Below are 25,327 nucleotides of genomic sequence, written 5' to 3' on the forward strand. Positions count from 1 at the left end.
ATGCGTGTTTGGTTCAATAAAGGATTTTCGTCGCTGCACACGGCGCTGCGTTTGATTCGCCAGGGGGCAGATAAGCACGCGCAGACCGTGACGCTGTGGGCCAGTGGCGCCCACCCGCAAGCGTTGGTGGCGCTGGTGGCCGACCATTATTGGACCGAGCCCGCTGGCTTGGCGACCGCAGATTATGTGGATTGGTGTCTGGACATGTGCCGCCAGCACGCCATCGACATTTTGGTGCCCAGCAAAGCCGTGCAGGCCCTGGTGGCCCAGCGCGCGCGCTTTGCCGCCCAAGGCACGCGCCTGCTGGCCGCCGCTGATGCAGCCACGCTGGCGTTGCTGGACGACAAAGCACGTTTTTATGCGGCGGTGGACTGCCCGTCCGCGCCAGCGCCCGAGTCTTTGACCGTGCACACGTTGGCGGAGTTTGATGCGGCGTTTGCCATGTTGGCAGCGCGCCATGCGCAGGTGTGTATCAAGCCAGCGGTGGGCGTGTATGGCATTGGGTTTCGGCGCATCCGGACCGATGTCTCGGCCATGGATGTGCTGCTGCGCGGCATGGACTACCAGATTGACCTGCCGACGCTGCGCTTCATGCTCGGTCAAGTGCCCACTTGGGCGCCGCTGTTGGTGATGGAATACCTGCCCGGGGCCGAGTACAGCGTGGACTGTGTGGCCGATGCCGGTGTGCTGCGCTGCGCGGTGGCGCGGCGCAAGGGCACCGCGCCGGGCCAGGGCCAGTGCATCGATATGCGCGCGGACTTGCAAGAGGCGTGCGCGCGCATCGTGGCGCAGTTTGGGCTGAGCGGCTATCTCAATATCCAGTTTCGCGATGGCGAGCAAGGGCCGGGCTTGCTGGAAGTCAATGCGCGCATGTCGGGTGGCATTGCCATGGCCTGTTTGGCCGGTCCCAATTTGCCGTGGCTGGGTTTACAGGGCTTTGCGCAGGGCTACGAGGGGCTGGAGATCGGGACGATTGCCGAGGGCTTGCGCGTCGGTGAAGTGAACCAGGCCACGGTGCTGCCATGAGCGCGGTGCCTGCGGCTGCCCCTGTCTCGCACTCTCTGCCCGCCGGGACGCTGCACCTGGCGATTGAACGCAGCGATCTGCCCGCCGAGGAATTATTCTGGCTGGGCGCACGCAACAACCCGCGCCGCGCCTTTCTGTTTCTCAGCCGTGTGTTGGCCAAGCACCTGCCAGTCGCCCCGTCGGTGGTGCAGGACTGCCACGAACGCATCGCCCAGCGCATTGATATTGATACGGCTGCGCAGTCGGGGCCAGTGCTGTTCATCGGCATGGCCGAGACGGCGACCGGGCTGGGCCAAGGCGTGTTTGAGGCTTGGCAGCGCCAGCACCCCGGCACCCCGGCGTTGTACCTGCACACCAGCCGTTACCGCGCTGTCGGCGCGCAAGCGCTAGCCTTTGAAGAAAGCCACAGCCACGCGCCGCAGGTGTTCTTGCACGTGCCCACCGATCCGCTATTGCACGCGCAGTTTGTCGGCGCGCGCGCGCTGGTGTTGGTGGACGACGAAATCAGTACCGGCAACACCTTTGTCAACTTGGCGCACACCTGCTTTGAACAGGCGCCGGGCATTGAGCAGGTACACATTGCCTGCATCACCGATTTTTCCGGGCCGGCGCGTGCCAGCCTGAGCGCACGCATCGGGCGCCCGGTCACCACCGGCGCGCTGCTCGAAGGCGCGTGGTCTTTCACGCCCGCCAGCAGCGCTGCTGGCGCAGCCGAGGCACCGCTGGCGCAAGCCGCGCTGGGCCAGGAGCCCTCGTTGCACGACAGGGGCTTCGGTCGGTTGGGACGCAGTGGGCCGCTGCGCCTGACGCCGGCTGCGCTGGCCCCGCTGGCTGCGGGCATCACAGCGGGCGAGCGGGTCTTGGTGCTGGGCACCGGGGAATTCATGCATCCGGCTTTTGTGCTCGGGCGCGCCCTGGCCGAGCAGACCGGCGCCCAGGTGCGGCTGCAGTCCACCACGCGCTCGCCGATCCTGCCTTGGGGGCCGATCACGCACGCCGAGTGCTTTGACGACCCATATGGCGAAGGCATTGCCAATTACCTTTACAACTTCACGCGCAGCGACTACGACCATGTGTTGCTGTGCCACGAAGCACCGCCATCGGCAGCGCTGCAGGCGCTGGCGCAGCGCTGGCGTGCGCGCCTTGTTCACTTCATATCGGAAGACCACCTTGCACAAAGTGCTTTTTGTTGACCTGGACGACACCTTGTTCCACAGCGACCGCAAGCACGCGCCGACGCCGCGTTGTGTGCCGCTGGCGTTCTTGAAAGATGGTCAGCCCATCTCTTACGCCAGTGCGGCGCAGCAGTCGGTGCTGCACATGTTGCAGCAAGAGATGGAGGTGGTGCCAGTGACGGCGCGCAATCTCAATGCCTTTAGCCGGGTGCGGATCGACTTTCGCAGCGCGGCCATTTTGAATTACGGCGGCACGGTGCTGGATGCCCAAGGGCAGATCGATGCCGTGTGGCTAGAGCGTAGCCAACGCGCGTCGGCGGGCTCCTTGGCGGCCTTGTCTGCGCTGGAGCAGCGCCTGCTGGAGCACTGCCGCAGCGCGGCACTGGCGCTGTCGGTGCGCACCATCAGCGACCACGGTGTGGCGTTTTATATCGTCATCAAATCGCCTACCAACCAGCTGCAGGACATTGAGGCCGTAGCGGCGTACTGCGCCACCCTCTGCGAGGAGTTTGCGGGGTTTCGGCTGCACCGCAACGGCAATAACGTGGCCTTGCTGCCGCCTTGGCTGGACAAGAGCCATGCCGTGGCCTGGGTCAAACAGTCCCTGGCGCAGCGCCATCCGGATCTGGTCACTTTTGGCATGGGCGACAGCTTGGTGGACTTGGCCTTCATGAACGAATGCCAATACATGATTGTGCCCAGCGCCAGTCAAATTGCGCACGCCCGCATGGCCGCGCTATGAGCTTTCACGGCAGCTACCGTCCGCAGGACGTCGAATTTTTGCTCAAGCCTTTGGCCTTGTCGCAAGCCCAGACCGAGACCGTGGCCGACAAAGAAAGCCTGATTCAAAGCGGTGCGCGCCACTACAGCGAGATGCTCACGCCGGAGACGCTGCCCTCGCCGGCCTACCGCGCCCTGTTTGCGCGGGCCCACGCCCTGAACCGCGAGCGCATGGCGCGCGATTGCCTGGTGTTGGCCAGCCTGATTGCGCGCCGCCACGGGCCGGCACCGGTGCTGGTGTCGCTGGCCCGGGCCGGTACGCCGGTGGGCGCCATCGTGGCGCAGCTGCTGCGTGCCTGCACCGGCGCGCCAGTGGCGCATTACTCGGTGTCTATCGTGCGCGACCGGGGCATTGATACCAACGCCCTCGACCACATTCTGGCGCACGGCCATGCGCCCAGTGCGCTGGCTTTTGTCGATGGCTGGACTGGTAAGGGCGTCATCAGTCGCGAGCTGGAGCGTTTCATACAGGCCTACAACCACCGCCGCCAAGTGCAGATCGAGAGCGGCCTGTACGTGCTGTCTGACTTGGCCGGGAGCGCATTGTGTGCTGCTTCGGGCGACGACTACCTGATCCCTTCCTCCATCCTCAACGCCACCATTTCAGGGCTGGTCAGCCGCTCGATTCTCAACAGCGCCATCGGCCCGAACGATTTTCATGGTTGCGTGTGGTTCAGCGAGTTTGCTGAGGCCGATCTGTCCTGCTGGTTTGTCGATGACATCGTCGCGGCCGCAATGGCGATCTTTGCGGCGGAGGGCATGCCCGAGCCGGCACCGGCCGACCGCGCAGCCCTCGCTGCGCAATCGCAGGCCTTTATGGCCAGCGAATTGGTGCGCCAAGGTGTGCAAGACGCCAACTTGATCAAGCCCGGTATTGGTGAAGCCACCCGCGTGTTGTTGCGGCGCTTGCCGCGCCAATTGCTGGTGCGGGACGCCCAGGCCGAAGATGTGCAGCACCTGCTGGTGCTGGCCCACGAAAAATCGGTGGCGGTGCAGGTGCGCGCTGACCTGCCCTACCACGCTGTGTCTGTCATTCGGAGTGTGCAGGATGCCTAACGCGGACAACTTGGGCGCTAGTTTGTATGTGCCCGCCACCCATCCCCAACTGACGGCCATTGCTGCCGGCGAAAAGCTGGAACAGGTGCGCTCGGTGATTTTTTGCACCGAAGACGCCGTCCACCCGCGCGACCTGCCGGGGGCGCTGGCCAACCTGGCCGTAGCGCTGCTGGCGCTGCGCCCTGAAGCGCAGCGCCAGCGCTTTATCCGCGTGCGCTCGCCCGAGGTGCTGCAGCAGGTGCTCGCCCTGCCCGGTATCCAGCACATCGACGGTTTTGTGCTACCCAAGGCGACGGCGCTGAACATGCCGCAGTACATGCACCTGCTCAGCGCCACCCAGCACAGCCTGATGCCGACCTTGGAGAGCGTCGAGGTGTTTGATGACCACGAGCTGCTGCGCCTGCGGCTGGTGTTGCAGCAGCCCGCTTGGCGCGCACGTATTTTGGTGCTGCGCATTGGCGGCAACGACCTGCTGAGCCTGCTGGGCTTGCGCCGCCAACGCGGCCATACGCTGTACGAAACCCCGGTGGGTGCGGTCATCGCCCGCTTGGTCACGACTTTCAAGCCGTATGGGTTTCGGCTGTCCGCGCCGGTGTTTGAATATTTGGACGACGACGCCACGCTGGAGCGCGAGGTGCGCCAGGATTTGTTGCACGGCCTGACTGGCAAGACCGCCATCCACCCCGATCAGGTGCCGCGCATTGAGCGCTATTACAGCGCGCGCCACAGCGATTTGGCTGCTGCTCGGCGCATCCTCGACCCCGACGCTGCCGGGGTGTTCCAGTTCGACAACGCCATGTGCGAGCCGACGACGCACCGCAATTGGGCACTGTCGGTGGTCCAGGCCGAACAGCATTACGGTACGGCGTAGCGGTGCATCAGGGCAGAAAAAATCCATGGCTGCCATCCACATCACCGACATCGAAGCCGCCATCAACTACTGGCGCGCGCGGATGCCGTCGCCCGATGGCGTAGCGCTGGCCGCGCCCCTGCGCGCACTGGCCGAGGTCTATGCCCGCTTGGTTTACGCGCACCAAGAGCAGGTGGATGCGGCCAGCCTGTCTGCCGCTGCGCGCGCTGCTTGGGACGCTTGGTACGACAGCACGCCCGATACGCCGTGCATTGCGATGTGCTCGACCAGCCAGGGAGACGACTGGTGCAAGGGCTGCGGGCGCAGTTTTACCGAGGTGCAGCACTGGCCGGCCATGGACGCCGTCGCCAAGCGCGCCACCTGGCAGCGCATTACTCAGCAGGGCACCGCTTGGCGCTTTAACCGCTATGCCGAACGGGCCGTTGAGGCTTAAATCGGCTGCAAGCCTTTGTGTGGTGTGCGGTGATAGCTATCAATGAGGGAGTGATTGCAGCAGGTGGCGCACGATGTGGTCGGCATAGTGGCTGGCCACGGTGTCGATGAATTCGGCAAAGTCCACATGCGCGGTGGCGTCGGCGCGGTCGGAGATGGTGCGCATGGCGGCAAATGGCAGGCCATAGTCCACGCACACCTGGGCTACGGCAGCGCCTTCCATTTCTACCGCCAGCACGTCGTGGCCCGCCGCCAGCAGCGGGGTGCGCAGGGCTTGCGATACCTCGGGGCAGTTGACGAAGCGGTCGCCACTGGCCATCAGCCCTTGGTGCAAGCGCGGCGAGTCATTTTTGGAGTCAAATGGGCGTCCAAGCCTTTGCAGATATGCGCTGACAGCTCCTGAAAGAAGAGCGGAAAGGTCGCGGTCGCAAGGCAGGCAGGCGCTGGCGTAGCCGGGTACCAGCCAGCGCTCAAACAACGGTGAAACGTCCATGTCGTGCTGCACATAGCTGTGTGCCACCACCACATCGCCCACGTTGACGCCGTCGCCGACACCACCAGCCACTCCGGTGAAAACGATGCGCCTGGCGCCAAAGCGCTCGATCAGTGCGGTCGCCGTGGTGGCGGCCGCCACTTTGCCAATGCCTGACAGTGCCAGCACCACCGGCTGGCCGTGCAGTACGCCGCTGGTGAAGTGGCGCCCGGCGTGCTGCACGCGCACCGGTTGCTGCAAGGCGGCGAACAGGCCCGACTGCTCTTGTGGTAAGGCGCTGAGGAGGGCAGTGGTCATTTTTTGTCGCGCAACTCGCGGCGCAGAATTTTGCCCACCGGGGTTTTGGGTAATTCAGTACGGAACTCGATGGTTTTGGGCTGTTTGTAGCCGGTCAGACGGGCTTTGCAGAAGGTGCGTACGTCGGCTTCGGTCAGGTCGGGTGATTTTTTCACGATCACCAGTTTCACCGCTTCACCGGATTTTTCGTCCGGCACGCCGACGGCGGCGCATTCCATTACGCCGGGACATTGGGCCACGACTTCTTCGATCTCATTGGGGTAGACGTTGAAGCCGCTGACCAGCACCATGTCTTTTTTGCGATCGACGATCTTGAAGAAGCCGCGCTCGTCCATGGTGCCGATATCGCCGGTTTTGAAGTAGCCGTCTTCGGTCATGACCTTGGCGGTTTCATCGGGGCGCTGCCAGTAGCCGGCCATGACTTGCGGGCCTTTGATGGCGATTTCGCCGGGCTGGCCCAAGGCGGTGACGGTGCGGCCTTCGTCGTCGAGCAGCTTGAAGAAAGTATTGGGCAAGGGCAGGCCGATGGTGCCGGTGAATTCTTTGCTGGTGACCGGGTTGCAACTGGCCGTCGGGCTGGTTTCTGACAGGCCATAGCCTTCGCAGATGGCGCAGCCGGTTTTCTCTAGCCACAACTTGGCCACGGCGCCTTGTACCGCCATGCCGCCGCCCACCGAGACCTTCAGGTTCTTCCAGTTGACGCTAGAGAAATCAGGGTGGTTGGCCAAGCCGTTGAACAAGGTGTTGACGGCCGGGAAACTGTGGAAGGTGTGGCGCGACAACTCTTTGAGCACCGCCGGCAGGTCGCGCGGGTTGGGAATGAGGATGGTTTTGCCGCCGGTGCGCATGCTCAGCATCATGTTCACCGTGAAGGCAAAGATGTGATACAGCGGCAGCGCGCAGATGCTGGTCGGCTGCTGATCGGCGGGGACGCTTTGCATCACGGGAGCATTCCAGGCTTCGGCTTGCAGCACGTTGGCCAGGATGTTGCGGTGCAATAAAACCGCGCCTTTGCTGACGCCGGTGGTCCCGCCGGTGTATTGCAGCAGGGCAATGTCATCGGGTTTGAGGTCGGGCGGCTTGAAGTTGCCGCGCTCGCCCTGGACGATGGCCTGGTTGAAGCGCACGGCTGTGGGCAGGTGGTAGGCCGGCACCATGCGCTTGACGTTGCGCACCACGTAGTTGATCAGCGCCCCCTTGATCGAGCCCAGCTGGTCGCCCAGGGCGCACAGCACGACGTGTTTGATGGGGGTGTTGGCCAGGCACTGCTGTAGCGTGCTGGCAAAATTTTCAATCAGGATGATGGCTTTGGCGCCGGAGTCCTTGAGCTGGTGCTCCAGTTCGCGCGGTGTGTAGAGCGGGTTGACGTTGACCACCACCAAACCGGCGCGCAGCACGGCAGCCACGGCCACCGGATATTGCGGCATGTTGGGCATCATCAGCGCCACGCGGTCGCCCTTGACCAGGCCAACGCTTTGCAAATACGCTGCCATGGCACGGCTGAGGACATCGGTTTCAGCAAACGTCACATCCTTGCCCATGAAGCTGTAGGCGACGCGCGTGCTGTATTGACGAAACGCCTCATTCATCAGCGCCACGAGAGAGGGGTATTGCGTGGTGTCAACGTCAGCGGGCACCCCCTGCGGATAGGCCGCGAGCCAGGGGCGCTCAGTCATGTCGTTCATCCTTGAAATCTCCGTTTGTCTGGTTCCCAGAGCAGCGCGCCCAGTGCTTGCGGGTGCGCCGTCGCGCTAGTTACTCAATGGCCTTGACCATGTCTTCGACGACCTTCTTGGCATCGCCGAACACCATCATGGTTTTGTCCATATAGAACAGTTCGTTGTCCAGGCCGGCATAGCCTGAGGCCATTGAGCGCTTGTTGACGATGATGGTCTTGGCCTTGTACGCCTCCAAAATGGGCATGCCGTAGATCGGGCTGCCTTTGGTGTGCGCGGCCGGGTTCACCACGTCGTTGGCACCCAAGATGATGGCGACGTCGGCCTGACCGAATTCGCCGTTGATGTCTTCCATCTCGAACACTTGGTCATACGGCACTTCGGCCTCGGCCAGCAGCACGTTCATGTGGCCGGGCATACGTCCTGCCACCGGGTGGATGGCGTATTTGACGGTGATGCCCTTCTCGGTCAGCTTGGCTGCCAACTCTTTCACGGCGTGCTGCGCGCGCGCCACGGCCAGACCGTAGCCGGGCACGATGATCACGGTTTCGGCATTGCCCAGCACGAAGGCGGCGTCGTCGGCGCTGCCGGTCTTGACCGGGCGCTGGTCTTTGGCCGCGCCCGCCACGGCGGCGTTGGCCTCGCCACCAAAGCCGCCCAAGATGACGTTGAAGAACGAGCGGTTCATGGCCTTGCACATGATGTAACTCAGGATCGCGCCCGAGCTACCGACCAGCGAGCCAGCAATGATCAGCATGGAGTTGTTCAGGCTGAAGCCAATCCCCGCTGCCGCCCAGCCGGAGTAGCTGTTGAGCATCGATACCACCACTGGCATATCCGCGCCGCCAATCGGGATGATGATCAGCACGCCGAGCACAAAGCTCAGGGTCAGCATGACGAAGAAGGCGGTCCAGTTTTCGGTCAGCATGAACACCAAACCGAAGCCGACGGTGGCCAAGCCCAGCACCAAGTTGATCATGTGCTGGCCGCCAAACTGCACCGGCGCGCCCTGGAACAGACGGAACTTGTATTTACCGGACAGCTTGCCGAAGGCAATCACCGAGCCGCTGAAGGTGATGGCGCCAATCGCGGCACCCAGGAACAACTCCAGCCGGTTGCCGGCAGGAATCGGATTGCCCTTGGCGACGATGTGGAACGCCCAAGGCTCGGCCACCGCCGCCACGGCGATGAACACCGCAGCCAAGCCGATCATGCTGTGCATGAACGCCACCAGCTCGGGCATCTTGGTCATCTCGACGCTGCGTGCCATGTAGGCACCCGCACCGCCACCGACCACCAGCGCGCCCAGCACGTAGGCCATACCGGTGCCAAAGGGAATGTTCAGCAGTTGCGCCTGGCTGTAGATCAGCCCGACGGTGGTCAGCGCAGCAATCGCCATGCCGATCATGCCGAACAGGTTGCCGCGGATCGAACTGGTCGGGTGCGACAGCCCCTTGAGCGCTTGAATGAAGCAGACGCTGGCGATGAGATACAGCAGCGTGACAAGGTTCATGCTCATGCTTGGCCTCCTTCAGCCACTGCTGTCGCTGCGGGGGCGACTTTCTTTTCTTTCTTGCGGAACATTTCCAACATGCGACGCGTGACTAAAAACCCGCCAAAGACGTTGACGGCCGCCAGCGCGACCGCCAGCACACCCATGCTTTTACCCAGCGTGGTTTCAGTCAAGGCGGCGGCCAACATAGCGCCGACGATGACGATGGCCGAGATGGCATTGGTGACGGCCATCAGCGGCGTGTGCAGCGCCGGGGTGACGGTCCAGACGACGTGGTAGCCAACGTAAATGGCCAGCACGAAGATGATGAGATTCATGAGGGTGGGGGAAACCAGATCCATGGCGATGTACCTCTTGTTGTCTTAATGGGATAGAGCGATGGGGAAAGGAGGAACGGCCAGCATGCCGTCCAGCAAGGCCGTGCTTTGGCGTCCGGCGAGGGCGAGGGCGTGACTCCAGGCCTGGCCCGGACGACCGGCCGCTAGGAATTCCTGGTTGTTGCTGGTGGGCGGGCGCAGCAGGCGCTGGTCCACCACGGCTTGGATATCGACATAGGCGCCGCCTTGCGTGGCGTAGCGGTAGTGCAGGTGCGCATACGGCAGGTTGGGCGCCGCGCTGTGACTGCTCAACCACTGCGCCAGTACCGGCTGGTTTTTCTCCATCCAGCCCTCGTAATTGGCGAGGCGTTTGAAGCGCAGGCAGTCGATGCGTACGTGGCTGGTGAGGGTGCCTTTGGCGGTAGTCACGGCAGTGGCATCTTCGACCCATACCCCTTGCTGCGCCGGGCAGGTGTCTGTCCAGCGGATCTCCGGGTGCGGGTAGTTGGTGTGGTTGGTTTGTACTTGCAGCACCGCCAGCCAGGCGCTGTCCGGCCCGCGCAGCCCGACGGTCCGGGTTTGCAAAGGCAGGGTGGCACCGACTTCCGGCAGCAAGGTCAAGGCCTGATCAGAGGCCCCCAGATCTACCCACTCGCCGGGCGGCAGCACCAGTTGGGCACGGCCTACGGGGACGGGTGCGGGCGTAGTCTGTAATGGCGCACAGGCGGTGAGTGCACCCATGGCAGCCCATACGCAGATGCTGCCGGCAGAAGTCAAACCCGGCACGCGCCTCATTTGCGCCGCACCGTGCCTTCGTGCGCCATCAGGCAGGCGACGACGATGTCGTCTTCCAAGTCCATGTGCAAGGCGCCTTCCTGGTTGAGCACCAGCTTGAGGAAGTCGAGTACGTTGCGCGCATACAGCGCCGAGGCATCGGCCGCCACCAGCGCGGGCAGATTGGTTTCACCCACCAGCGTCACGCCGTGTTTGATGACTGTCTGTCCGGCTTCGGTCAGGGGGCAGTTGCCGCCTTGCGGGGCGGCAAGGTCAATGATCACCGAGCCCGCCTTCATCGACTTGACCATGTCTTCGGTCACCAGCACCGGCGCGGCGCGGCCGGGGATCAGCGCGGTGGTGATGACGATGTCGGCCAGCGCTACGCGCTTGGCGACTTCGGCCTTTTGTCGGTCCAGCCAGCTTTGCGGCATCGGACGGGCGTAGCCGCCGACACCTTCAGCAGCGTCTTTTTCTTCCTGGGTTTCGTAGGGTACGTCAATGAATTTGCCGCCGAGCGATTCGACCTGCTCTTTGACGCTGGGGCGCACGTCCGAGGCTTCGATCACCGCGCCCAGGCGTTTGGCGGTGGCAATGGCCTGCAGACCGGCTACGCCGACGCCCAGAATGACCACGCGCGCCGCCTTGACGGTGCCAGCGGCGGTCATCAGCATCGGGAAAAAACGCTGGTAGCGGTCGGCGGCCATCATTACCGCCTTGTAACCGGCGATGTTGGCCTGCGAGGACAGCACGTCCATGCTTTGCGCGCGGGTGGTGCGCGGTGCGGCTTCCAGCGCGTAGGCGGTGACGCCGGCTGTGGCCAGCAGTTGCAGGCCGGCGGCATCAAACGGGTTGAGCATGCCGACCACTGTGCTGCCGGCACGCAACTGGGGCGCCTCGGCGGGCGTCGGGCAGCGCACTTTGAGCAGCAAATCTGTCGCCCAAGCCTCGGCTTGCGACACGATGTCTGCGCCAGCCGCAGCGTAGGCGGCATCGGTGACGCTGGCAGCAATGCCCGCGCCTGCCTGCACGCGCAAGGTATGGCCCTGGGCCTTGAGTTTCTTGACCGTCTCCGGGGTCGCGGCCACCCGCGTCTCTCCCGGCATGGTCTCGGCAGGCACACCTATCAACATGTTGTCTCCTCGTTTTTTGAAATGTCAGGGGTATCGCTTACTGACCCTGAGCTTACATGAAGAAATTTTGAGGCTTGAAAATTTGCTGACTGGTGAGGGAACTCTGCCTCTATTTTTTTGATCCCCACAAAAAAACCCGATAGCTGTATGGCTACCGGGTTCTGAGCAGAGTGCGCCAGCGCTGTGATCAGCGCCGAGGACAACGTCAGCGCGCCACTTGTGCCAGCGCTCCGGACGCGTATTGCGCCGCGATATCTTTCAGGCTGTAGCCTTTGATTTTGCTGGCTTGGCCTTCGCAGCCGAATTCGAGGTAGCGCTGCTTGCAGATGGCCTTGGCGGCTTCGCGGGCTGGCTTGAGCCATTCACGCGCGTCAAATTTGTCCGGATTTTCTGCTAGGAATTTGCGTACGGCGCCGGTCATGGCCAGGCGGATATCGGTGTCGATGTTGATTTTGCGCACGCCAAACTGGATGGCCTTTTGGATTTCTTCCACCGGTACGCCGTAGGTCTCTTTCATTTGGCCGCCGTACTGGTTGATGATGGCCAGCAAGTCTTGGGGCACCGACGAGGAACCATGCATTACCAAGTGGGTGTTGGGAATGCGCTCATGGATGGCGCGCACGCGATCGATGGCCAGAATATCGCCGGTGGGCTTGCGCGAGAATTTGTAGGCGCCGTGGCTGGTGCCGATGGCAATCGCCAGGGCGTCGAGTTGGGTGCGCTTGACGAAATCGGCGGCCTGTTCGGGATCGGTCAGCAGTTGCTCGCGCGTCATCACGGCGTCGGTGCCGTGGCCGTCTTCTTTATCGCCCTGCATGGTTTCCAGTGAGCCCAGACAGCCCAGTTCGCCCTCGACCGTGACGCCGACTTGGTGCGCCATAGCGACTACTTTGCGCGTCACTTCAACGTTGTACTCGTAGCTGGCAATGGTCTTGCCGTCGGCTTCGAGCGAGCCGTCCATCATCACCGAGGAGAAACCCAGATCAATCGCGCCCTGGCAGATGGCGGGACTTTGTCCATGGTCCTGGTGCATCACCAGCGGGATGTGCGGATAGGCTTCGACTGCGGCCAGAATCAGGTGCTTGATGAAGGATTCGCCGGCGTACTTGCGTGCGCCTGCACTGGCCTGCAAGATGACTGGAGACCCTGTTTCGTCGGCCGCCGCCATGACGGCCTGCACTTGCTCCAGATTGTTGACGTTGAACGCTGGAATGCCATAGCCATTTTCAGCAGCATGGTCGAGCAGTTCGCGCATTGAGACGAGAGACATGGGTGGATCCTTTCAGAGGGGGGTCGGACGGGTACTTGGTAACCGCTTGGTAACCGCTTGGTGTCTGGCGAGTTTACCCGGCCGTGCTTGGCTCCAAGGGGGTAAATGCGATGCGGTAACAGGTAGTGAAAGGCGCTGGCGCCGGCACCGAGCCAAACTGCGCGCCATGGGCCAGGGCTACCCGCTTGATGATTTCATGCCCCAGGTGCAGGCTGTCTGCGGCGGCGGTTTGCGCCTTGGACACGGCAGCGGATTGATCTCCGTCCGGCCCATGGCAGGCGCGTGCGCCGTCGTCACACACCTGCACCCAGGCGGCATCCTCGGCGTTCCGGCCCAGCTGCAATTCAATGCAGGTGTGCGCTGGGGTGTGCTTGAGGGCGTTTTCCAGCAAATTGCGTAGCGCCATGTCGAGCAGCAGAGCGTGTCCCTGCACCATCAACTGCGTGGGCCCGATGACTGCGATCTGGTCGCCGCGTTTCCAGGCGGCTTGCGCATGGTCGGCGCACACCGTGCGTGCCACTGCCGCCAGATCCACCGGGGCAGCCGTCTCATGCATTTGCGCCCGGCTGGTGTGGGCTAGTGCGAGTAACTGGTTTAGGACATGGCCGGCGCGCAAGGCGTCTTGCCCGATGCGTGCCAGTGCCTGGGTCTGGGCGTCGCCCTGCAGACCACCGCGCAAAGCGCTGGCCTGCAGCGAGATCGAGGACAACGGTGTACGCAGTTCATGTGCCACTTCATGTGCCAGGCGGCGCTCCCGCGCCAGCGCATCACGTTGGCGATCTAGCAGGGTGTTGATGGAGGCCACCACCGGTTCGAATTCGCTCCAAGCGTGGCGTGATGCCAGGCGCTGCCCGCTGCTGGCGTCGAGCGCGGTGACGTCGTGCGATAGTGCATAAAGCGGCTGCAAGCCCCGGCGCAGGGCCAAACCCAGCGCCAGCGCCACCACCGGCAGCAACCACAGGCCGGGTTCGATCATCTGTCCGGCAATGTCGTGTGCCAAGTCGTCGCGTTCGTTCAGATCGAGCAACACCATGATCTTGCGGCTGTGCGCCGTATCCCACTGCGAGAAGCTGCGCCAGGTGGTGGCATTCGTGCCCAGTGGCAGATCGGCAAAACCTTCTGCTGCGCTGAACAGCGGCAGCGGGGCGGCGCCGGTGTGCAGCAGCAAGCGCCCTTGCGCATCCCATTCCACCACGCTCAGCGATTGCTGGTAGTCGTGCTTTTTCAGCCCCGGCAGGTCGCGGCGCGGGGTGGTCTGCGCTGCCTCCATTTCTTGCGTGGTACCCACATTGAGCAGTAAGGCGGTGACACTGGCCAGGTGTCCGTCGGTGAGTTCGTCGGCTTCTTCGATGCCAGTCTGGTAACCCAGCACAACAAAGCTGAGCCACACCAGCCCCAGCGCGCCCAGCGACCACAGCAGCAGGCGCCGGGTCAGCGAGGGCCGCCCGGTCGCCTCATCGCGGGCATGGCTCATGCGGGGTTCTCCCAGGGCATGAAATAACCCACCCCGCGCATGGTCAGGATGCAACTGCTGCCCAGTTTGCGGCGCAGGTGGTGGATATGTACTTCAATCGCATTGCTGTCAATCGACGACTGCCAGTTGTATAAGCGCTCCTCGATCTGCTGGCGCGATAGCACCCGTCCGCGTGCCTCCAGCAGCACCAGCAAGACAGAAAATTCGCGCGGTGACATGTCGATCAGTTTTCCGCTCAGGCGCACCGTCCGCGCCGCCGGATCGGCTTCGATCTCGCCGTAGCGAATCGTCGGCGATGCCCGACCTGCCGCTCGGCGCAGCAAGGCGCGCAAGCGGGCGTCGAGTTCATCCACATCAAATGGCTTGGTCAGGTAATCGTCGGCGCCCTGGTCCAGCCCGGCAATGCGCTGATGGACTTGGTCACGCGCTGTCACGATGAGCACTGGGGTTGACGGATCGGGCAGTGGCGCTATTGCCGTCGCCGTGCCGCTGGTCGGCGCACTCAGGCGCAGGCGGCGGAGCAACTCGCTGCCATCGCCATCCGCCAACCCCAGATCAAGCAGTACGGCATCAAAATATTCGGCGCGCAAGGCGCTCCAGGCGCTGGCCACGCTATCGCACACATCGGCCGCATAACCGCGTTGGCGCAGGTTGCTGCACAGCCCGCTGGCAATGCCGGGATCGTCTTCGACTACAAGAATTCGCATTTCGGCATTGTCGCCATCTCGCCGTACCAGCGTGGCGGTATTAAGACGCGGTTAAGCCCGCCTGCCTATCGTGCGCTCCATGCAGCGCTCGAACCTCTTACCCGCCCGTCTTCACCGTTTCACGCTTTCCTCTGATCTGGCTTGGACGGTAGCCAGTTTGTTGTGCCTGCTGGCTTGGGATGCCCTCGGCCTGGATCGTGCGCTGGCCCATGTTTTTGGCAATGACAGCGGTTTTCCGATGCGCCATCAATGGTTTTTTGTGCAGGTATTGCACGAGGGTCCCCGCCGCCTGGCCTGGCTGCTGGTGCTGTTTCTGGCCCTGGGGGTGTGGTGGCCAACAGGGATATTGCGGCGCATTGACCTGGGGGAGCGTCTGCAATGGGCTTTGAGTGCTTTGTTGGCCTTGGGGGTGGTGAGTGTGCTGAAAAACCTCAGCAGCACCAGTTGTCCCTGGGATCTGGCGGAGTTTGGCGGTGTGGCGCGCTATGCCTCGCACTGGGCTTTGGGTGTGTTGGATGGTGGTGGCGGGCGCTGCTTTCCGGCGGGCCATGCCTCGGCCGGTTTCGCTTTTTTGGGCGGTTACTTTGCCCTGCGCCGGCGCCAGCCGCACGCCGCGCGCTGGTGTCTGGCTGGCGCGCTGGTGGCGGGTCTGATTTTGGGTGTTGCCCAGCAGGTGCGTGGCGCCCATTTCATGAGCCATACGCTCTGGACCGGCTGGCTGTGCTGGATCAGTGGCTGGGGAGCCAATCAAATGGCTGGCGTACTGCGCCAGCGCCTTGCCACCCCCCACCGCGGTCTTAGCTGACGCGGCTGATTTTCAGCATGTTGGTACCACCAGGGGCTCCCATGGGCTCGCCGCAGGTGATGGCATACACGTCGCCGGTCTGCACAATGTTGCGGCTCTTGAGGTGGCCTTCGGCCTGCTCCAGGGCGGTGTCGCGGTCGGCGCTGGTGTCCATCAGCAGCGGTCGTACATTGCGGTACATGGCCATCTTGCGCTGCGTCGCCACCTTGGGTGTGAGGGCGTAGATCGGAATGTGGATGCGGTGCCGGCTCATCCACAAAGCGGTGGCCCCACTGTCGGTCATGGCGACGATGGCTTTGGCGCCCAGGTGGTGCGCGGTGAACAGCGCGCCCATGGCAATCGACTGGTCAATGCGGCCAAACGTCCTGCCCGCAAAAGTGGCGTCCTGCTGGCTGTCTTCGGCGGCCTCGGCCGCCGCGCAGATTTTGGCGACTTCTTCCACCGTTTCCAGCGGATATTTGCCTGCAGCGGTCTCGGCGCTGAGCATTACGGCATCGGTACCATCGAGCACCGCGTTGGCCACGTCGCTGACTTCGGCGCGGGTCGGCACCGGATTGGTGATCATGCTTTCCATCATCTGCGTCGCAGTAATGACGACTTTGTCCATGGCACGCGCCATGCGGATCATCTTTTTCTGCAGTGCCGGCACGGCGGCATTGCCCACTTCCACGGCCAGATCGCCACGTGCCACCATGATGCCGTCGCTCACGCGCAAAATGGCTTCGAGGTGTGGAATGGCTTCGGCGCGTTCGATTTTGGCAATTAGGCCGGGCTTGTGCCGGTACTGTGCGGCGGCAACGTTGCACAGTTGGCGCGCCATTTCCATGTCGGTGGCGTTTTTGGGAAAGCTCACGGCGACATAGTCGGCCTGGAAATCCATGGCGGTGCGGATGTCGTCCATGTCCTTGGCCGTCAGTGCCGGCGCCGTCAGACCACCGCCCTGTTTGTTGATGCCCTTGTTGTTGGACAGCTCGCCACCAATACGTACTGTGGTGTGCACTTCTTCGCCGCGCACCGCCTCAACCCTGAGCACGATCAGGCCATCGTTGAGCAGCAAGATGTCGCCAGCCTTCACATCGCGCGGCAATTCCTTGTAATCCAGGCCCACGCCGGCCAGATCACCCAGCTCCGTGCGCGAGGCATCAAGGATAAAAGAGTGGCCTTGCAGCAGCTGAATTTTTCCCTGCTCAAACCGACCCACGCGGATCTTGGGTCCCTGCAGGTCGGCCATGATGGCGACCTCACGCCCGGCGCGCTGGGAGGCGGCGCGCACGCTGGCCGCGCGGTCGATGTGGTCTTGTGCGCTGCCGTGGCTGAAATTGAGTCGAACCACATTCACTCCGGCCAAAATCATTTGCTCCAGCAACGCCGGGTCGCTGGAGGCGGGGCCCAGGGTGGCAACGATCTTGGTGGCACGGCGCAGCGTCATGGAAAGCTCCTTAGGTAATCAAGTTTCAATTTTTACATGGAAGGGGTGTCCTGAGCGCCCTTATTGCCAGAGATATCGCCCCCTCAAGTAGGCAAAAAAAAGACCGTCCATCGACGGTCCTGGAGTCAGGGACGAAGCGCTGGGTGATTTCAGCGCTGCACTTGCAGCAGGCGCTGCACGTCACGGTCGTTGGGCAGGGCGTAGTCGTGGCCGCGCACGATGCGGCTGTCTTCGGTGCGCACCAGCTTGAGGCTGACGTAGGTGTAGTTGGCGGCGGCAGAGTAGGTGCCGACCAGCACCATGGCCGCGTTGTGGTTGCGCGCAATGTCCTTGATTTCACGCGACAGCAGCAATTCGCCAGCGCCTTCCTTGACGAACACGTCGCCGCGCAGCTTGAGTTCCTTCACGTTGAAGCCCAGGGCCGCCATATGCGAGGCGTATTGCTCGGACAGCGTGCGCCCCAGCGGTGCCGAGCGGCTCATGTCGTTGACGTTGACCACGGTAGCCACCAGTACCGGGCCGGTGCCCAAAGTGGCCATTTCAAAGCCGGCGGTCAAGGTGGCGATGGCGTCGCGGCTGCTTTGAATGAACGGGCTGGAGGCCGCCTCCTGGTAGGTGGGCTCGGTGCGCACCGGCGGGGCGCTGGCTGTGCAGCCCGCCAGCAGGGCGGCCGCTACAGCAGTGACAAGAACGGGTGTCTTCATTGCGTCACCACCTTCATGTTGACGTTGCGATAAGAGGAGCGCATGAACAGCGGTGCATCGACGTTTTCGAGGTAATACACGTCGGTTTTGCGGGCGATGTATTGGCCATCGCGTGTGACGGTGGTGGTCAGAATCATCTCGGTGTTGGTCGGTCCACCGGTATGGGTACTGGCGGCGTAGTCCATGGCTGCAGTCACGCCCAGGCCGGCCAGCAATTGCATATCGAGGTGCTGGTTGCGCAGGCCATAGGCAGCCATCAGGCCGCTGGCCAGCATGGTGAACTGGCCGGGAATGAAGTGGGGCCGATCACTGGTGTGCCGCACCACCTGGGTGTGGTAGGTCACCTCCAGCAAGGCTTGGTTGGGCATTTGCCGCACGCCAGCGCCGGTTTGTACCAGCTTGGTGATCAGAAACTCACGGAATGCCAGGTCAAACTCGCTTGGACTGGGCGGCAAGGCCACATGCAGCTGCGTGTTCGGGTCGATACCTGATTTTTCCAGTGTGCCCAGGGTTTGCGCCACGACATCGCGCGCCAGCAGGTCCCAATGGCCGGCGGAGCGCACTTTGGGCTGGACGGTGAGCTCAAAGTTCTCTGCCAGCGGAATAGGCGCTTTGCTGGCGCAGCCGGCCAGAACAGCGACTGCGCTGGCCCATATGGCCAGGCGGATGGTTTTTGAAAACACGGTGATTCCTTCCCTACGAACAGACATGGTGTGCAGAAAAATCGCCACCCTGTACAAAACTGAAAATGACTTTCAGTGGGATTTTGCACAAAAACAAGAAAAAAAGCGGCGAAAAAGTTACATAAACAGCTGTTTTGTGGTTTTTATCACAGTGCTGGTGCTGGTTTATGGTGCGCTTGCCGCAGCGCGTTTCTGCAGGATTTCGACAGCCGGTAAAACCTTTCCTTCCAGCATTTCCAAAAAGGCACCGCCGCCGGTGGAGATATAGCCGATCTGTTTTTCAATACCGTATTTGGCAATGGCGGCCAGCGTGTCGCCGCCGCCGGCAATACTGAAGGCGCTGGATTCGGCAATGGCGTGGGCAATGGTGCGTGTGCCATTTTCAAAGGCCGGAAATTCAAATACCCCCACGGGGCCATTCCAGACAATAGTGCCGGCCGATGCCAATTGCTGCGCCAAGGCGCGTGCGGTATCGGGGCCAATATCCAGAATCAGGTCGTCGTCTTCGACTGCGTTGGCGGCCTTTACGGTGGCCGGTGCATCGGCAGAAAAAATTTTGGCGGTGACCACGTCGGTGGGAATCGGCACCTCCGCGCCGCGCGCCTTCATGGCGTCGATCACGGCGCGGGCTTCTGGCACCAAATCAGGCTCGCACAGGCTTTTGCCAATCGGCAGGCCGGCGGCCAGCATGAAGGTGTTGGCAATGCCGCCGCCCACAATCAGTCGATCGACCTTGTCGGCCAGGCTTTTGAGGATGGTCAGCTTGGTCGATACCTTGGAGCCGGCAACGATGGCGGTCAGCGGGCGCTTCGGGTGCGCCAGCGCCTGGGTGATGGCATCGATCTCAGCCGACAGCAGCGGGCCGGCGCAGGCGATGGGCGCGTATTGCGCAATGCCATAGGTCGTGCCTTCGGCGCGGTGTGCGGTGCCGAAAGCATCGTTGACAAAAATATCGCACAGCGCGGCCAGTTGGCGTGCCAGCGCTTCGGTGTTTTTCTTCTCGCCAATGTTGACGCGGCAGTTCTCCAGCAGCACCACCTGGCCGGGCTGGACATCAACACCGCCGAGCCAGTTGGAGCGCAGCGGCACCTCGCAACCCAGCAACTCGGACAGGCGCGCGGCCACAACGGCGAGCGAGTCTTCGGGTTTGAACGCGCCTTCTGTGGGGCGTCCGAGGTGGCTGGTGACCATCACGGCGGCGCCAGCGTCCAATGCCATGCGGATGCACGCCAGCGAGGCGCGAATACGCGTGTCTTCGGTGATGTGGCCTTGTGCGTCGAGCGGCACGTTCAGGTCGGCACGGATAAAGACGCGTTGGCCACGGGGCTGGCCCTGGGCACACAGATCAGAAAAGCGAAGAATAGTCATGGCAAAAGAGTCCGGCAAATCAGGGGGAGAGCAGGGCCGCCATTGTAGGCAGGCCCCTGCACGCGAAACTTACCAACCCAGAGCGATGTGCAGCGGTAAATAAACGGTCATGCCGACCACGATGGTGCCCAGAATGCCGCGGCGCCAGAAATAGTAAGCACTTGCGCACAGTACGCCGGGCAGGCGGGCATCTTGCAGGGTATGGATGAGCTGGCCCTGCACCATGGCGATTTCTGGCGCAATGACGGCGGTCAGTGCGGCCAGGGGGGCGTATTTGAGGCCGCGCCGCAGCCAATCGGGCATGGGAATCTCGCGCTCGGGCAACATGAAGAAGGCGCGCGTGATGAGGGTGATCAGCGCCAGTCCGGCAATCGCCACCAGGGGCATCAGCCAGTCCCCGGTCATGGCGGACTCTCTTCGGGTGGTCTCGGTGTGTGTTTTGGCGTACGGCGCCGTTCGATGCTTTCGACCAGAAGACCGGTCACCACGGCAGCAGCAATTGCCACCAAGATGTTGAGTTTCAGCGGCAAGGCAAAGGCGGCAATGGCGACGCTGGCGGCCACACCCATGGCCAGCCAGGTAGCGCGGTCAAAGACCAGCGAGAGCAGCACGCCGAGCAAGGCCAGCACCCCGGCAAAGCCCAGCCCCCAGGATAGCGGGATCACGTGGGCCAGCAAGATACCGGCCACCGACGGCACTTGCCACGCCAGCCAGTTGACGCTGGCCGCGCCCCAGAAATAGGGCACCTGGTTCGGCTCAGGCACTGGTTTGGGGTAGCGCTTCATGAAGGCGACAAAGATGACGTCGCCGCTGAAGTAGCCCAGCGTCACGCGCTGGCGCCGTGGCAGGTGCTGAAAATAGCTGCGCCACATACTGCTGAAAATCACAAAACGCAAATTGACGCAGGCTGCTGTCAGCCACACTACCCACAGCGGGCCGCCGACGGCCAGCAAGGGAATGACGGCCAATTGGGCGCTGCCGGCGTACACCAGCAGCGACATGATCAGCGCCAGTGGCACCGACATGCCGCTCTTGACCATGGCCACGCCGGTCACCAGTCCCCAGGCACCGACGCCCACGCCGACACTGAACATGTCGGAGACACCGAGGCGAAAGTGCGGGTTGCGCAGGGTGGCGCGCAGCGTCGTCATGGCGCAGGCGGTGCGGCTCAGGCGCCCAGCACGCTGCCCGGCGGCAGATCAAAGCCGCGCAGAAAGTCGGCAGCGGCCAAGCGCTTGCCGCCGGCGCGTTGCAGCACTGTCAGCCGCAAAGCGGTGTTATCACCGCAGGCCACGGTGATTCCAGCGTCATTTATAGACAAAATGTGCCCGCAGCCCTTTAGATCCGTGTGCTGGTAGCTATCAATTTCATAACTCCATAGTTTGATAACGTCAGCGCCGAACGTAGTACTGGCACCGGGGAACGGGTCAAAAGCGCGGATGCGCTGGCCAATGGTGGTGGCGGGCAGCGACCAATCGATGTTGCTTTCAGCTTTCTCGATCTTGTGTGCGTAGGTGATGCCTTCTGCTGGCTGCACCACGGGTTGCCGCGTGCCTTGGCCCGCTTGCTGCAGCGCTTCGAGCACCATCGGCCCGCCCAAAGCCGCCAATCGGTCGTGCAGGCTGGCGGTGGTGTCGGTGTCGGCAATGGCCAGACTGCGGGTCAACAACATGGCGCCGGTGTCCAGGCCGGCGTCCATTTGCATGATGGTGACGCCGGTGGTGGCGTCGCCAGCTTCAATCGCGCGGTGGATGGGTGCGGCGCCGCGCCAGCGCGGTAGCAGGCTGGCGTGGATGTTCAGGCAGCCGTAGCGCGGCAGGTCGAGCACCCATTGCGGCAGGATCAGTCCGTAGGCGGCGACCACCATCACCTCGGCATCGGCTTGCCGCAGGGCGTCGCGCGCAGTAGCGGCATCTTCGGGGTATTTGCCGTCCAAGCGCAGGCTGCGCGGCTGGGCGACGGCAATGCCGTGATCCAGCGCGCATTGCTTGACGGGTGAGGCCTGCAGCTTCAGGCCGCGCCCGGCCGGGCGGTCGGGCTGGGTCAGCACCAGCGGCACCGAAAAACCGGCGTCCAGCAGATGCTGCAGGGCGGTACGGGCAAATTCGGGCGTGCCCGCAAAAACAACCTTCATTCAGCGGCCTCGCGCTGCATCTTGACCATCTTGGTCTTGATGCGGTTGCGCTTGAGGGGGGAGAGGTATTCGACAAACACCTTGCCCAGCAGGTGGTCCATCTCGTGCTGCAGACACACTGCCAGCGTGTCTTCGGCTTTGATGGTACGCACTTGGCCGTGCTCGTCGAGCGCGCGCACATGCACGGCAATGGCGCGTTCGACGCCATCGTAAATGCCGGGTACCGACAGGCAGCCTTCATCACCGACGTGGGTTTCGGGACTGGCCCAGACGATTTCGGGGTTGATGACCACCAGCGGCTGGTTGCGCTCTTCAGAGACGTCAATCACCACGATGCGCTCATGCACGTTGACCTGCGTGGCGGCCAAGCCAATGCCATGGGCGTCGTACATGGTCGCCAGCATGTCGGTGATGATGGCCCGGACACGCTCATCGACGGCCTGCACCGGTCGTGCGACAGTGTGCAGGCGTGGATCGGGATAACAAAGAATGGGAAGAATGGCCATGGTCACAAAAAAAAGGTGTCGCTATTTTCGCCACTTTTGCCTGGGTGCGCCCCGTCAAGCCAATAATCATTGCCCAATCAAGGGCTTGGGCTGAAAATCCCCGGTGATTTGTAACGTATTTAGCCGCATAGCCTGGTGCCCAGGCGTCCAACGGCGCTAGCCAGGGGCGATTTAGCAATGCATCACACCAACCACCCGCAAGCACATTTTGGCGCTGTGTCGCGCGCCGCCTTGGGGGCGCTCACCCTGCTGGTCGCCGTGTGCGGCACGGCTTCGGTGCTGGCACACACACCGCCCGCCACGGCCAATGAGCGCGCCACGGCGCAGCAAGTGGCAGAAAAAGGCCTGCCACTGGCCGAACTGACGCCCAATGCACCCGATCACTACGTGGTCCAGCGCGGCGACACGCTGTGGGGCATTGCCGGCCTGTACCTGCGCCGTCCCTGGTACTGGCCACAGCTGTGGGGCATGAACCGGCAAGCCATTGCCAACCCGCACCTGATCTACTCTGGGCAGACGCTTACCCTGGAGCGCCAGGACGGCGTGGCCCGCCTGCGCACCGGTACCCACGGGGCCCAGGGCGCACCGGGCGCGCTGGAAACGGTGCGCATTTCACCCCGTACCCGCAGCGCAAGCCTGAGCGACACCGCCCTGCCGACACTCAAGCCACACCTGATCGAGCCCTTCCTGGTCGAGCCGCTGGTGGTGGAGGCGATGGTTCTGGAGCAGGCGCCGCGCATTGTTGCCACGGTGGATGACCGCGTGCTGATGACCACCGGAGACCGTGCCTACGCACGCGGCGAAGCGGCCGATCCGCTGCGCGCCGAGCCCGGCCAGCCGCGCCTGTACCGCATCGTGCGCCAGGCGGTGCCCCTGAAAGATCCGCTCACCCAGGAGGTGCTGGGCTACGAGGCGCTGTATGTTGGCAAGGCCGAACTGGTGCGCGGTGAATCGACCGAAGAAAGTGCCAATGGCAAGGGCGGCAGGGTGTCTGAATATGTCCCGGCGACGATCGATATTCTCTCCGCCAAAGAAGAAATTCGTGCGGGCGACCGCCTGCTGCCGGAGCCACCCCGCGCCTTCATGAATTACACGCCGCACGCCCCGCAAACCGAGGTCGATGCGCGGGTGGTTTCCATTTATGGCAGCGGCGCCGTTGCCAATGCGGCGCAGAACCAGGTGATTGCCATCAATCTGGGCGAGCAGGATGGCCTGCAGACCGGCCATGTGCTGAGCCTGCTTACCCAGGGTGAGCGCATCAAGGACACCACCGATCCTTCGCGTCCGGTCATTAAACTGCCCAGCGAGAGCAACGGCATGGCGATCGTGTTTCGCACCTTCGAGCGCGTCTCGTATGCCTTGATTCTGGATGTGCGCAACACCGTGCGGGTGGGCGACCGGCTCGTCAACCCGCAATAATGGCCGATCTGCTGCCGATGGCTGCGCTGCCTGAAATAGTTTGTTGCATGGAACGCGATGACCTCTGCGCTTGGTTGCGCCTGACGCTCACGCCCGGCATTGGCAACGCTGCAGCGCGGCGCCTGCTGCAGGCCTTTGGTCTGCCCCAGGCTATTTTTCAGCAGTCCTTCCATGCCTTGCAGCAGTGCGTGACGGCGGTGCAGGCCCAGGCGTTGTTGCAAGAGCCCGCCGGATTGGCGGCGCTGCTGGACACCACCTGGCAATGGTTGCATGCGGCTCCCTCAGGCGGGCCAGCGCGCACCCTGTTGGCGCTGGGCGATGTCCAATACCCGTCCTTGCTGCTGGAGACAGAAGACCCACCGCTGCTGCTGTACCTGCTCGGCGCTGCGCGCTTTATCGGCCCGGGCGCCGAGCCATTTCCGCGCGGCACCTGTCTGGCCATCGTAGGTAGCCGCCACCCGACGGCGCAAGGACAGGACAACGCGCGGCAGTTTGCCCGCGCCTTGCGCGCCACCGGCCTGACGATTGTCTCGGGGTTGGCGCTGGGGGTGGATGCTGCCGCCCATGAGGGCGCGCTGGCCGATGCCCAGGAGAGCGACAGCACGCCGGCCACGCTGGCCATCGTCGGCACCGGCCTGGACCGGGTGTATCCACGCCGCCACCTCGATCTGGCCCACCGCATTGCCGCCCATGGCCTGCTGGTGAGCGAATACCCACTCGGCACGCCGCCGCTGCCGGGCAATTTCCCCAAGCGCAACCGCATCATTGCCGGCCTGTCGCAAGGCACGCTGGTGGTCGAGGCTGCGCCCGCATCGGGCTCGCTGATCACGGCGCGCCTGGCGTCCGAGCAAGGACGTGAGGTGTTTGCCATTCCCGGCTCCATCCACGCGCCGCAGTCACGCGGTTGCCATGCGCTGATTCGGCAAGGCGCCAAACTGGTCGAAACGGCCCAGGACGTGCTGGAAGAGTTGCACTTGTCCAGTCCAGTGGGTTTGACCGGCCTCGGTAGCCGGGCTGCAGCGCCAGCAACTGCCCGCTCCAAGCGTCCCCTGCCGTCCTTGCTGCCACTGCCCCAGCAGCGCCTGGAGGTGCCAGATACTGCGCTGTTGCAAGCGTTGGGCTACGAGCCGGCGGGGTTGGATGCCCTGCAGGCACGCACCGGCCTGGCCACGGCCACATTGCAGGTGGAGCTGCTGGAGCTGGAACTGGCGGGCGAGATAGCACGCCTGCCGGGCGGCTTGTTTCAAAGGCTGGGGCGCGGTTGAAGCGCGCTGCCGTCGGCGTT

Annotated in this window: 26 protein-coding genes; 9 read left to right on the forward strand and 17 right to left on the reverse strand. The window is 63.2% G+C overall.

Features of this window, described 5'->3' with window-relative positions; translation table 11 throughout:
- From Q390_RS0103165 to Q390_RS0103190, 6 genes are read left to right on the forward strand one after another with little or no spacing between them, the layout of a single operon-like run.
- The gene (locus Q390_RS0103165) at positions 1-1,026 is read left to right on the forward strand and encodes an ATP-grasp domain-containing protein (RefSeq protein WP_027994771.1); all 1,026 of its coding nucleotides are present in this window, start codon (positions 1-3) and stop codon (positions 1,024-1,026) included.
- Positions 1,023-2,219, forward strand: a complete 1,197-nt coding sequence (locus tag Q390_RS0103170) for a phosphoribosyltransferase domain-containing protein (RefSeq protein WP_027994772.1) — start codon at positions 1,023-1,025, stop codon at positions 2,217-2,219. Before Q390_RS0103165 ends, Q390_RS0103170 begins: the two co-directional genes overlap by 4 nt.
- Positions 2,197-2,943, forward strand: a complete 747-nt coding sequence (locus tag Q390_RS0103175; RefSeq protein WP_027994773.1) for an HAD family hydrolase — start codon at positions 2,197-2,199, stop codon at positions 2,941-2,943. Before Q390_RS0103170 ends, Q390_RS0103175 begins: the two co-directional genes overlap by 23 nt.
- On the forward strand, positions 2,940-4,037 hold the full coding sequence (locus Q390_RS0103180; RefSeq protein WP_027994774.1) for a cysteine protease StiP domain-containing protein: 1,098 nt from the start codon (positions 2,940-2,942) through the stop codon (positions 4,035-4,037). Before Q390_RS0103175 ends, Q390_RS0103180 begins: the two co-directional genes overlap by 4 nt.
- Positions 4,030-4,908, forward strand: a complete 879-nt coding sequence (locus tag Q390_RS0103185; RefSeq protein WP_027994775.1) for an HpcH/HpaI aldolase/citrate lyase family protein — start codon at positions 4,030-4,032, stop codon at positions 4,906-4,908. The genes Q390_RS0103180 and Q390_RS0103185 overlap by 8 nt, the downstream gene beginning before the upstream one ends.
- 25 nt (positions 4,909-4,933) lie before the next feature.
- Positions 4,934-5,341, forward strand: a complete 408-nt coding sequence (locus Q390_RS0103190; RefSeq protein ID WP_027994776.1) for a DUF3717 domain-containing protein — start codon at positions 4,934-4,936, stop codon at positions 5,339-5,341.
- 39 nt (positions 5,342-5,380) lie between these two features.
- On the opposite strand, the gene Q390_RS0103195 is transcribed toward Q390_RS0103190, so the two are convergent.
- The 9 genes from Q390_RS0103195 to Q390_RS0103235 form a co-directional block, all read right to left on the reverse strand.
- Positions 5,381-6,130, reverse strand: a complete 750-nt coding sequence (locus Q390_RS0103195) for a 5'-methylthioadenosine/adenosylhomocysteine nucleosidase (protein ID WP_027994777.1) — start codon at positions 6,128-6,130, stop codon at positions 5,381-5,383.
- A complete protein-coding gene (locus tag Q390_RS0103200; RefSeq protein ID WP_027994778.1) occupies positions 6,127-7,806 on the reverse strand; it encodes a long-chain-fatty-acid--CoA ligase in 1,680 nt (559 codons plus the stop codon). The genes Q390_RS0103195 and Q390_RS0103200 overlap by 4 nt, the downstream gene beginning before the upstream one ends.
- 79 nt (positions 7,807-7,885) lie before the next feature.
- Positions 7,886-9,325 (reverse strand): NAD(P)(+) transhydrogenase (Re/Si-specific) subunit beta, encoded by a 1,440-nt coding sequence (locus tag Q390_RS0103205; protein WP_027994779.1) that lies wholly within the window; start codon positions 9,323-9,325, stop codon positions 7,886-7,888.
- Positions 9,322-9,660, reverse strand: a complete 339-nt coding sequence (locus tag Q390_RS0103210) for an NAD(P) transhydrogenase subunit alpha part 2 (RefSeq protein WP_027994780.1) — start codon at positions 9,658-9,660, stop codon at positions 9,322-9,324. The genes Q390_RS0103205 and Q390_RS0103210 overlap by 4 nt, the downstream gene beginning before the upstream one ends.
- 21 nt (positions 9,661-9,681) lie before the next feature.
- The gene (locus Q390_RS0103215; RefSeq protein ID WP_211250406.1) at positions 9,682-10,377 is read right to left on the reverse strand and encodes a hypothetical protein; all 696 of its coding nucleotides are present in this window, start codon (positions 10,375-10,377) and stop codon (positions 9,682-9,684) included.
- Between the two features lie 50 nt (positions 10,378-10,427).
- On the reverse strand, positions 10,428-11,543 hold the full coding sequence (locus Q390_RS0103220; protein WP_027994782.1) for a Re/Si-specific NAD(P)(+) transhydrogenase subunit alpha: 1,116 nt from the start codon (positions 11,541-11,543) through the stop codon (positions 10,428-10,430).
- Between the two features lie 205 nt (positions 11,544-11,748).
- A complete protein-coding gene (gene fba / locus Q390_RS0103225; protein WP_027994783.1) occupies positions 11,749-12,813 on the reverse strand; it encodes a class II fructose-bisphosphate aldolase in 1,065 nt (354 codons plus the stop codon).
- 73 nt (positions 12,814-12,886) lie between these two features.
- Positions 12,887-14,287, reverse strand: a complete 1,401-nt coding sequence (locus Q390_RS17365; RefSeq protein ID WP_037472030.1) for a histidine kinase dimerization/phospho-acceptor domain-containing protein — start codon at positions 14,285-14,287, stop codon at positions 12,887-12,889.
- Positions 14,284-14,994: a response regulator transcription factor gene (locus tag Q390_RS0103235; RefSeq protein ID WP_027994784.1), complete on the reverse strand. Its 711-nt coding sequence runs from the start codon at positions 14,992-14,994 to the stop codon at positions 14,284-14,286. Before Q390_RS0103235 ends, Q390_RS17365 begins: the two co-directional genes overlap by 4 nt.
- A 79-nt stretch (positions 14,995-15,073) precedes the next feature.
- On the opposite strand from Q390_RS0103235, the gene Q390_RS0103240 reads away from it, so the two are divergent.
- Entirely contained in the window at positions 15,074-15,799 is a 726-nt protein-coding gene (locus Q390_RS0103240; RefSeq protein ID WP_027994785.1) for a phosphatase PAP2 family protein, read from the forward strand.
- On the opposite strand, the gene pyk is transcribed toward Q390_RS0103240, so the two are convergent.
- The 8 genes from pyk to def form a co-directional block, all read right to left on the reverse strand.
- Positions 15,792-17,228 (reverse strand): pyruvate kinase, encoded by a 1,437-nt coding sequence (pyk, locus tag Q390_RS0103245; protein ID WP_027994786.1) that lies wholly within the window; start codon positions 17,226-17,228, stop codon positions 15,792-15,794. The genes Q390_RS0103240 and pyk overlap by 8 nt on opposite strands.
- 149 nt (positions 17,229-17,377) lie before the next feature.
- Positions 17,378-17,932, reverse strand: coding sequence for a FlgO family outer membrane protein (locus Q390_RS0103250; protein ID WP_027994787.1), 555 nt, complete (start codon positions 17,930-17,932; stop codon positions 17,378-17,380).
- Positions 17,929-18,615: a hypothetical protein gene (locus tag Q390_RS0103255; RefSeq protein ID WP_156949812.1), complete on the reverse strand. Its 687-nt coding sequence runs from the start codon at positions 18,613-18,615 to the stop codon at positions 17,929-17,931. Before Q390_RS0103255 ends, Q390_RS0103250 begins: the two co-directional genes overlap by 4 nt.
- Positions 18,616-18,780: 165 nt before the next feature.
- Positions 18,781-19,983, reverse strand: coding sequence for a phosphoglycerate kinase (locus Q390_RS0103260; RefSeq protein ID WP_027994789.1), 1,203 nt, complete (start codon positions 19,981-19,983; stop codon positions 18,781-18,783).
- A 69-nt stretch (positions 19,984-20,052) separates the two neighbouring features.
- Entirely contained in the window at positions 20,053-20,388 is a 336-nt protein-coding gene (locus tag Q390_RS0103265; protein WP_027994790.1) for an AzlD domain-containing protein, read from the reverse strand.
- A complete protein-coding gene (locus Q390_RS0103270; RefSeq protein WP_037472031.1) occupies positions 20,385-21,134 on the reverse strand; it encodes an AzlC family ABC transporter permease in 750 nt (249 codons plus the stop codon). The genes Q390_RS0103265 and Q390_RS0103270 overlap by 4 nt, the downstream gene beginning before the upstream one ends.
- Positions 21,135-21,151: 17 nt before the next feature.
- The gene (gene fmt, locus Q390_RS0103275) at positions 21,152-22,117 is read right to left on the reverse strand and encodes a methionyl-tRNA formyltransferase (RefSeq protein WP_027994792.1); all 966 of its coding nucleotides are present in this window, start codon (positions 22,115-22,117) and stop codon (positions 21,152-21,154) included.
- Positions 22,114-22,623, reverse strand: coding sequence for a peptide deformylase (def, locus tag Q390_RS0103280; protein ID WP_027994793.1), 510 nt, complete (start codon positions 22,621-22,623; stop codon positions 22,114-22,116). Before def ends, fmt begins: the two co-directional genes overlap by 4 nt.
- 177 nt (positions 22,624-22,800) lie before the next feature.
- Here def and Q390_RS0103285 point away from each other — a divergent pair, with 177 nt between their 5' ends.
- Together Q390_RS0103285 and dprA are read left to right on the forward strand one after the other, a co-directional pair.
- Positions 22,801-24,042 (forward strand): LysM peptidoglycan-binding domain-containing protein, encoded by a 1,242-nt coding sequence (locus Q390_RS0103285; RefSeq protein ID WP_027994794.1) that lies wholly within the window; start codon positions 22,801-22,803, stop codon positions 24,040-24,042.
- A gap of 47 nt (positions 24,043-24,089) precedes the next feature.
- Positions 24,090-25,307, forward strand: a complete 1,218-nt coding sequence (gene dprA / locus Q390_RS0103290; protein ID WP_027994795.1) for a DNA-processing protein DprA — start codon at positions 24,090-24,092, stop codon at positions 25,305-25,307.
- Positions 25,308-25,327 lie beyond the last annotated feature (20 nt).

The organism is Simplicispira psychrophila DSM 11588, from assembly GCF_000688255.1.
In the GTDB taxonomy this organism is placed as follows: Bacteria; Pseudomonadota; Gammaproteobacteria; order Burkholderiales; family Burkholderiaceae_C; genus Simplicispira; species Simplicispira psychrophila.

What these genes read in the sequence shown, in the direction of transcription:
- Q390_RS0103165 (WP_027994771.1), top strand. Translation starts at nt 1, where the DNA reads ATGCGTGTTTGGTTCAATAAAGGATTTTCGTCGCTGCACACGGCGCTG.
- Q390_RS0103170 (WP_027994772.1), top strand. Translation starts at nt 1,023, where the DNA reads ATGAGCGCGGTGCCTGCGGCTGCCCCTGTCTCGCACTCTCTGCCCGCC.
- Q390_RS0103180 (WP_027994774.1), top strand. Translation starts at nt 2,940, where the DNA reads ATGAGCTTTCACGGCAGCTACCGTCCGCAGGACGTCGAATTTTTGCTC.
- Q390_RS0103185 (WP_027994775.1), top strand. Translation starts at nt 4,030, where the DNA reads ATGCCTAACGCGGACAACTTGGGCGCTAGTTTGTATGTGCCCGCCACC.
- Q390_RS0103190 (WP_027994776.1), top strand. Translation starts at nt 4,934, where the DNA reads ATGGCTGCCATCCACATCACCGACATCGAAGCCGCCATCAACTACTGG.
- Q390_RS0103195 (WP_027994777.1), bottom strand. Translation starts at nt 6,130, where the DNA reads ATGACCACTGCCCTCCTCAGCGCCTTACCACAAGAGCAGTCGGGCCTG.
- Q390_RS0103200 (WP_027994778.1), bottom strand. Translation starts at nt 7,806, where the DNA reads ATGACTGAGCGCCCCTGGCTCGCGGCCTATCCGCAGGGGGTGCCCGCT.
- Q390_RS0103205 (WP_027994779.1), bottom strand. Translation starts at nt 9,325, where the DNA reads ATGAGCATGAACCTTGTCACGCTGCTGTATCTCATCGCCAGCGTCTGC.
- Q390_RS0103210 (WP_027994780.1), bottom strand. Translation starts at nt 9,660, where the DNA reads ATGGATCTGGTTTCCCCCACCCTCATGAATCTCATCATCTTCGTGCTG.
- Q390_RS0103215 (WP_211250406.1), bottom strand. Translation starts at nt 10,377, where the DNA reads ATGGGTGCACTCACCGCCTGTGCGCCATTACAGACTACGCCCGCACCC.
- Q390_RS0103220 (WP_027994782.1), bottom strand. Translation starts at nt 11,543, where the DNA reads ATGTTGATAGGTGTGCCTGCCGAGACCATGCCGGGAGAGACGCGGGTG.
- fba (WP_027994783.1), bottom strand. Translation starts at nt 12,813, where the DNA reads ATGTCTCTCGTCTCAATGCGCGAACTGCTCGACCATGCTGCTGAAAAT.
- Q390_RS17365 (WP_037472030.1), bottom strand. Translation starts at nt 14,287, where the DNA reads ATGAGCCATGCCCGCGATGAGGCGACCGGGCGGCCCTCGCTGACCCGG.
- Q390_RS0103235 (WP_027994784.1), bottom strand. Translation starts at nt 14,994, where the DNA reads ATGCGAATTCTTGTAGTCGAAGACGATCCCGGCATTGCCAGCGGGCTG.
- Q390_RS0103240 (WP_027994785.1), top strand. Translation starts at nt 15,074, where the DNA reads ATGCAGCGCTCGAACCTCTTACCCGCCCGTCTTCACCGTTTCACGCTT.
- pyk (WP_027994786.1), bottom strand. Translation starts at nt 17,228, where the DNA reads ATGACGCTGCGCCGTGCCACCAAGATCGTTGCCACCCTGGGCCCCGCC.
- Q390_RS0103250 (WP_027994787.1), bottom strand. Translation starts at nt 17,932, where the DNA reads ATGAAGACACCCGTTCTTGTCACTGCTGTAGCGGCCGCCCTGCTGGCG.
- Q390_RS0103260 (WP_027994789.1), bottom strand. Translation starts at nt 19,983, where the DNA reads ATGACTATTCTTCGCTTTTCTGATCTGTGTGCCCAGGGCCAGCCCCGT.
- Q390_RS0103265 (WP_027994790.1), bottom strand. Translation starts at nt 20,388, where the DNA reads ATGACCGGGGACTGGCTGATGCCCCTGGTGGCGATTGCCGGACTGGCG.
- Q390_RS0103270 (WP_037472031.1), bottom strand. Translation starts at nt 21,134, where the DNA reads ATGACGACGCTGCGCGCCACCCTGCGCAACCCGCACTTTCGCCTCGGT.
- fmt (WP_027994792.1), bottom strand. Translation starts at nt 22,117, where the DNA reads ATGAAGGTTGTTTTTGCGGGCACGCCCGAATTTGCCCGTACCGCCCTG.
- def (WP_027994793.1), bottom strand. Translation starts at nt 22,623, where the DNA reads ATGGCCATTCTTCCCATTCTTTGTTATCCCGATCCACGCCTGCACACT.
- Q390_RS0103285 (WP_027994794.1), top strand. Translation starts at nt 22,801, where the DNA reads ATGCATCACACCAACCACCCGCAAGCACATTTTGGCGCTGTGTCGCGC.
- dprA (WP_027994795.1), top strand. Translation starts at nt 24,090, where the DNA reads ATGGAACGCGATGACCTCTGCGCTTGGTTGCGCCTGACGCTCACGCCC.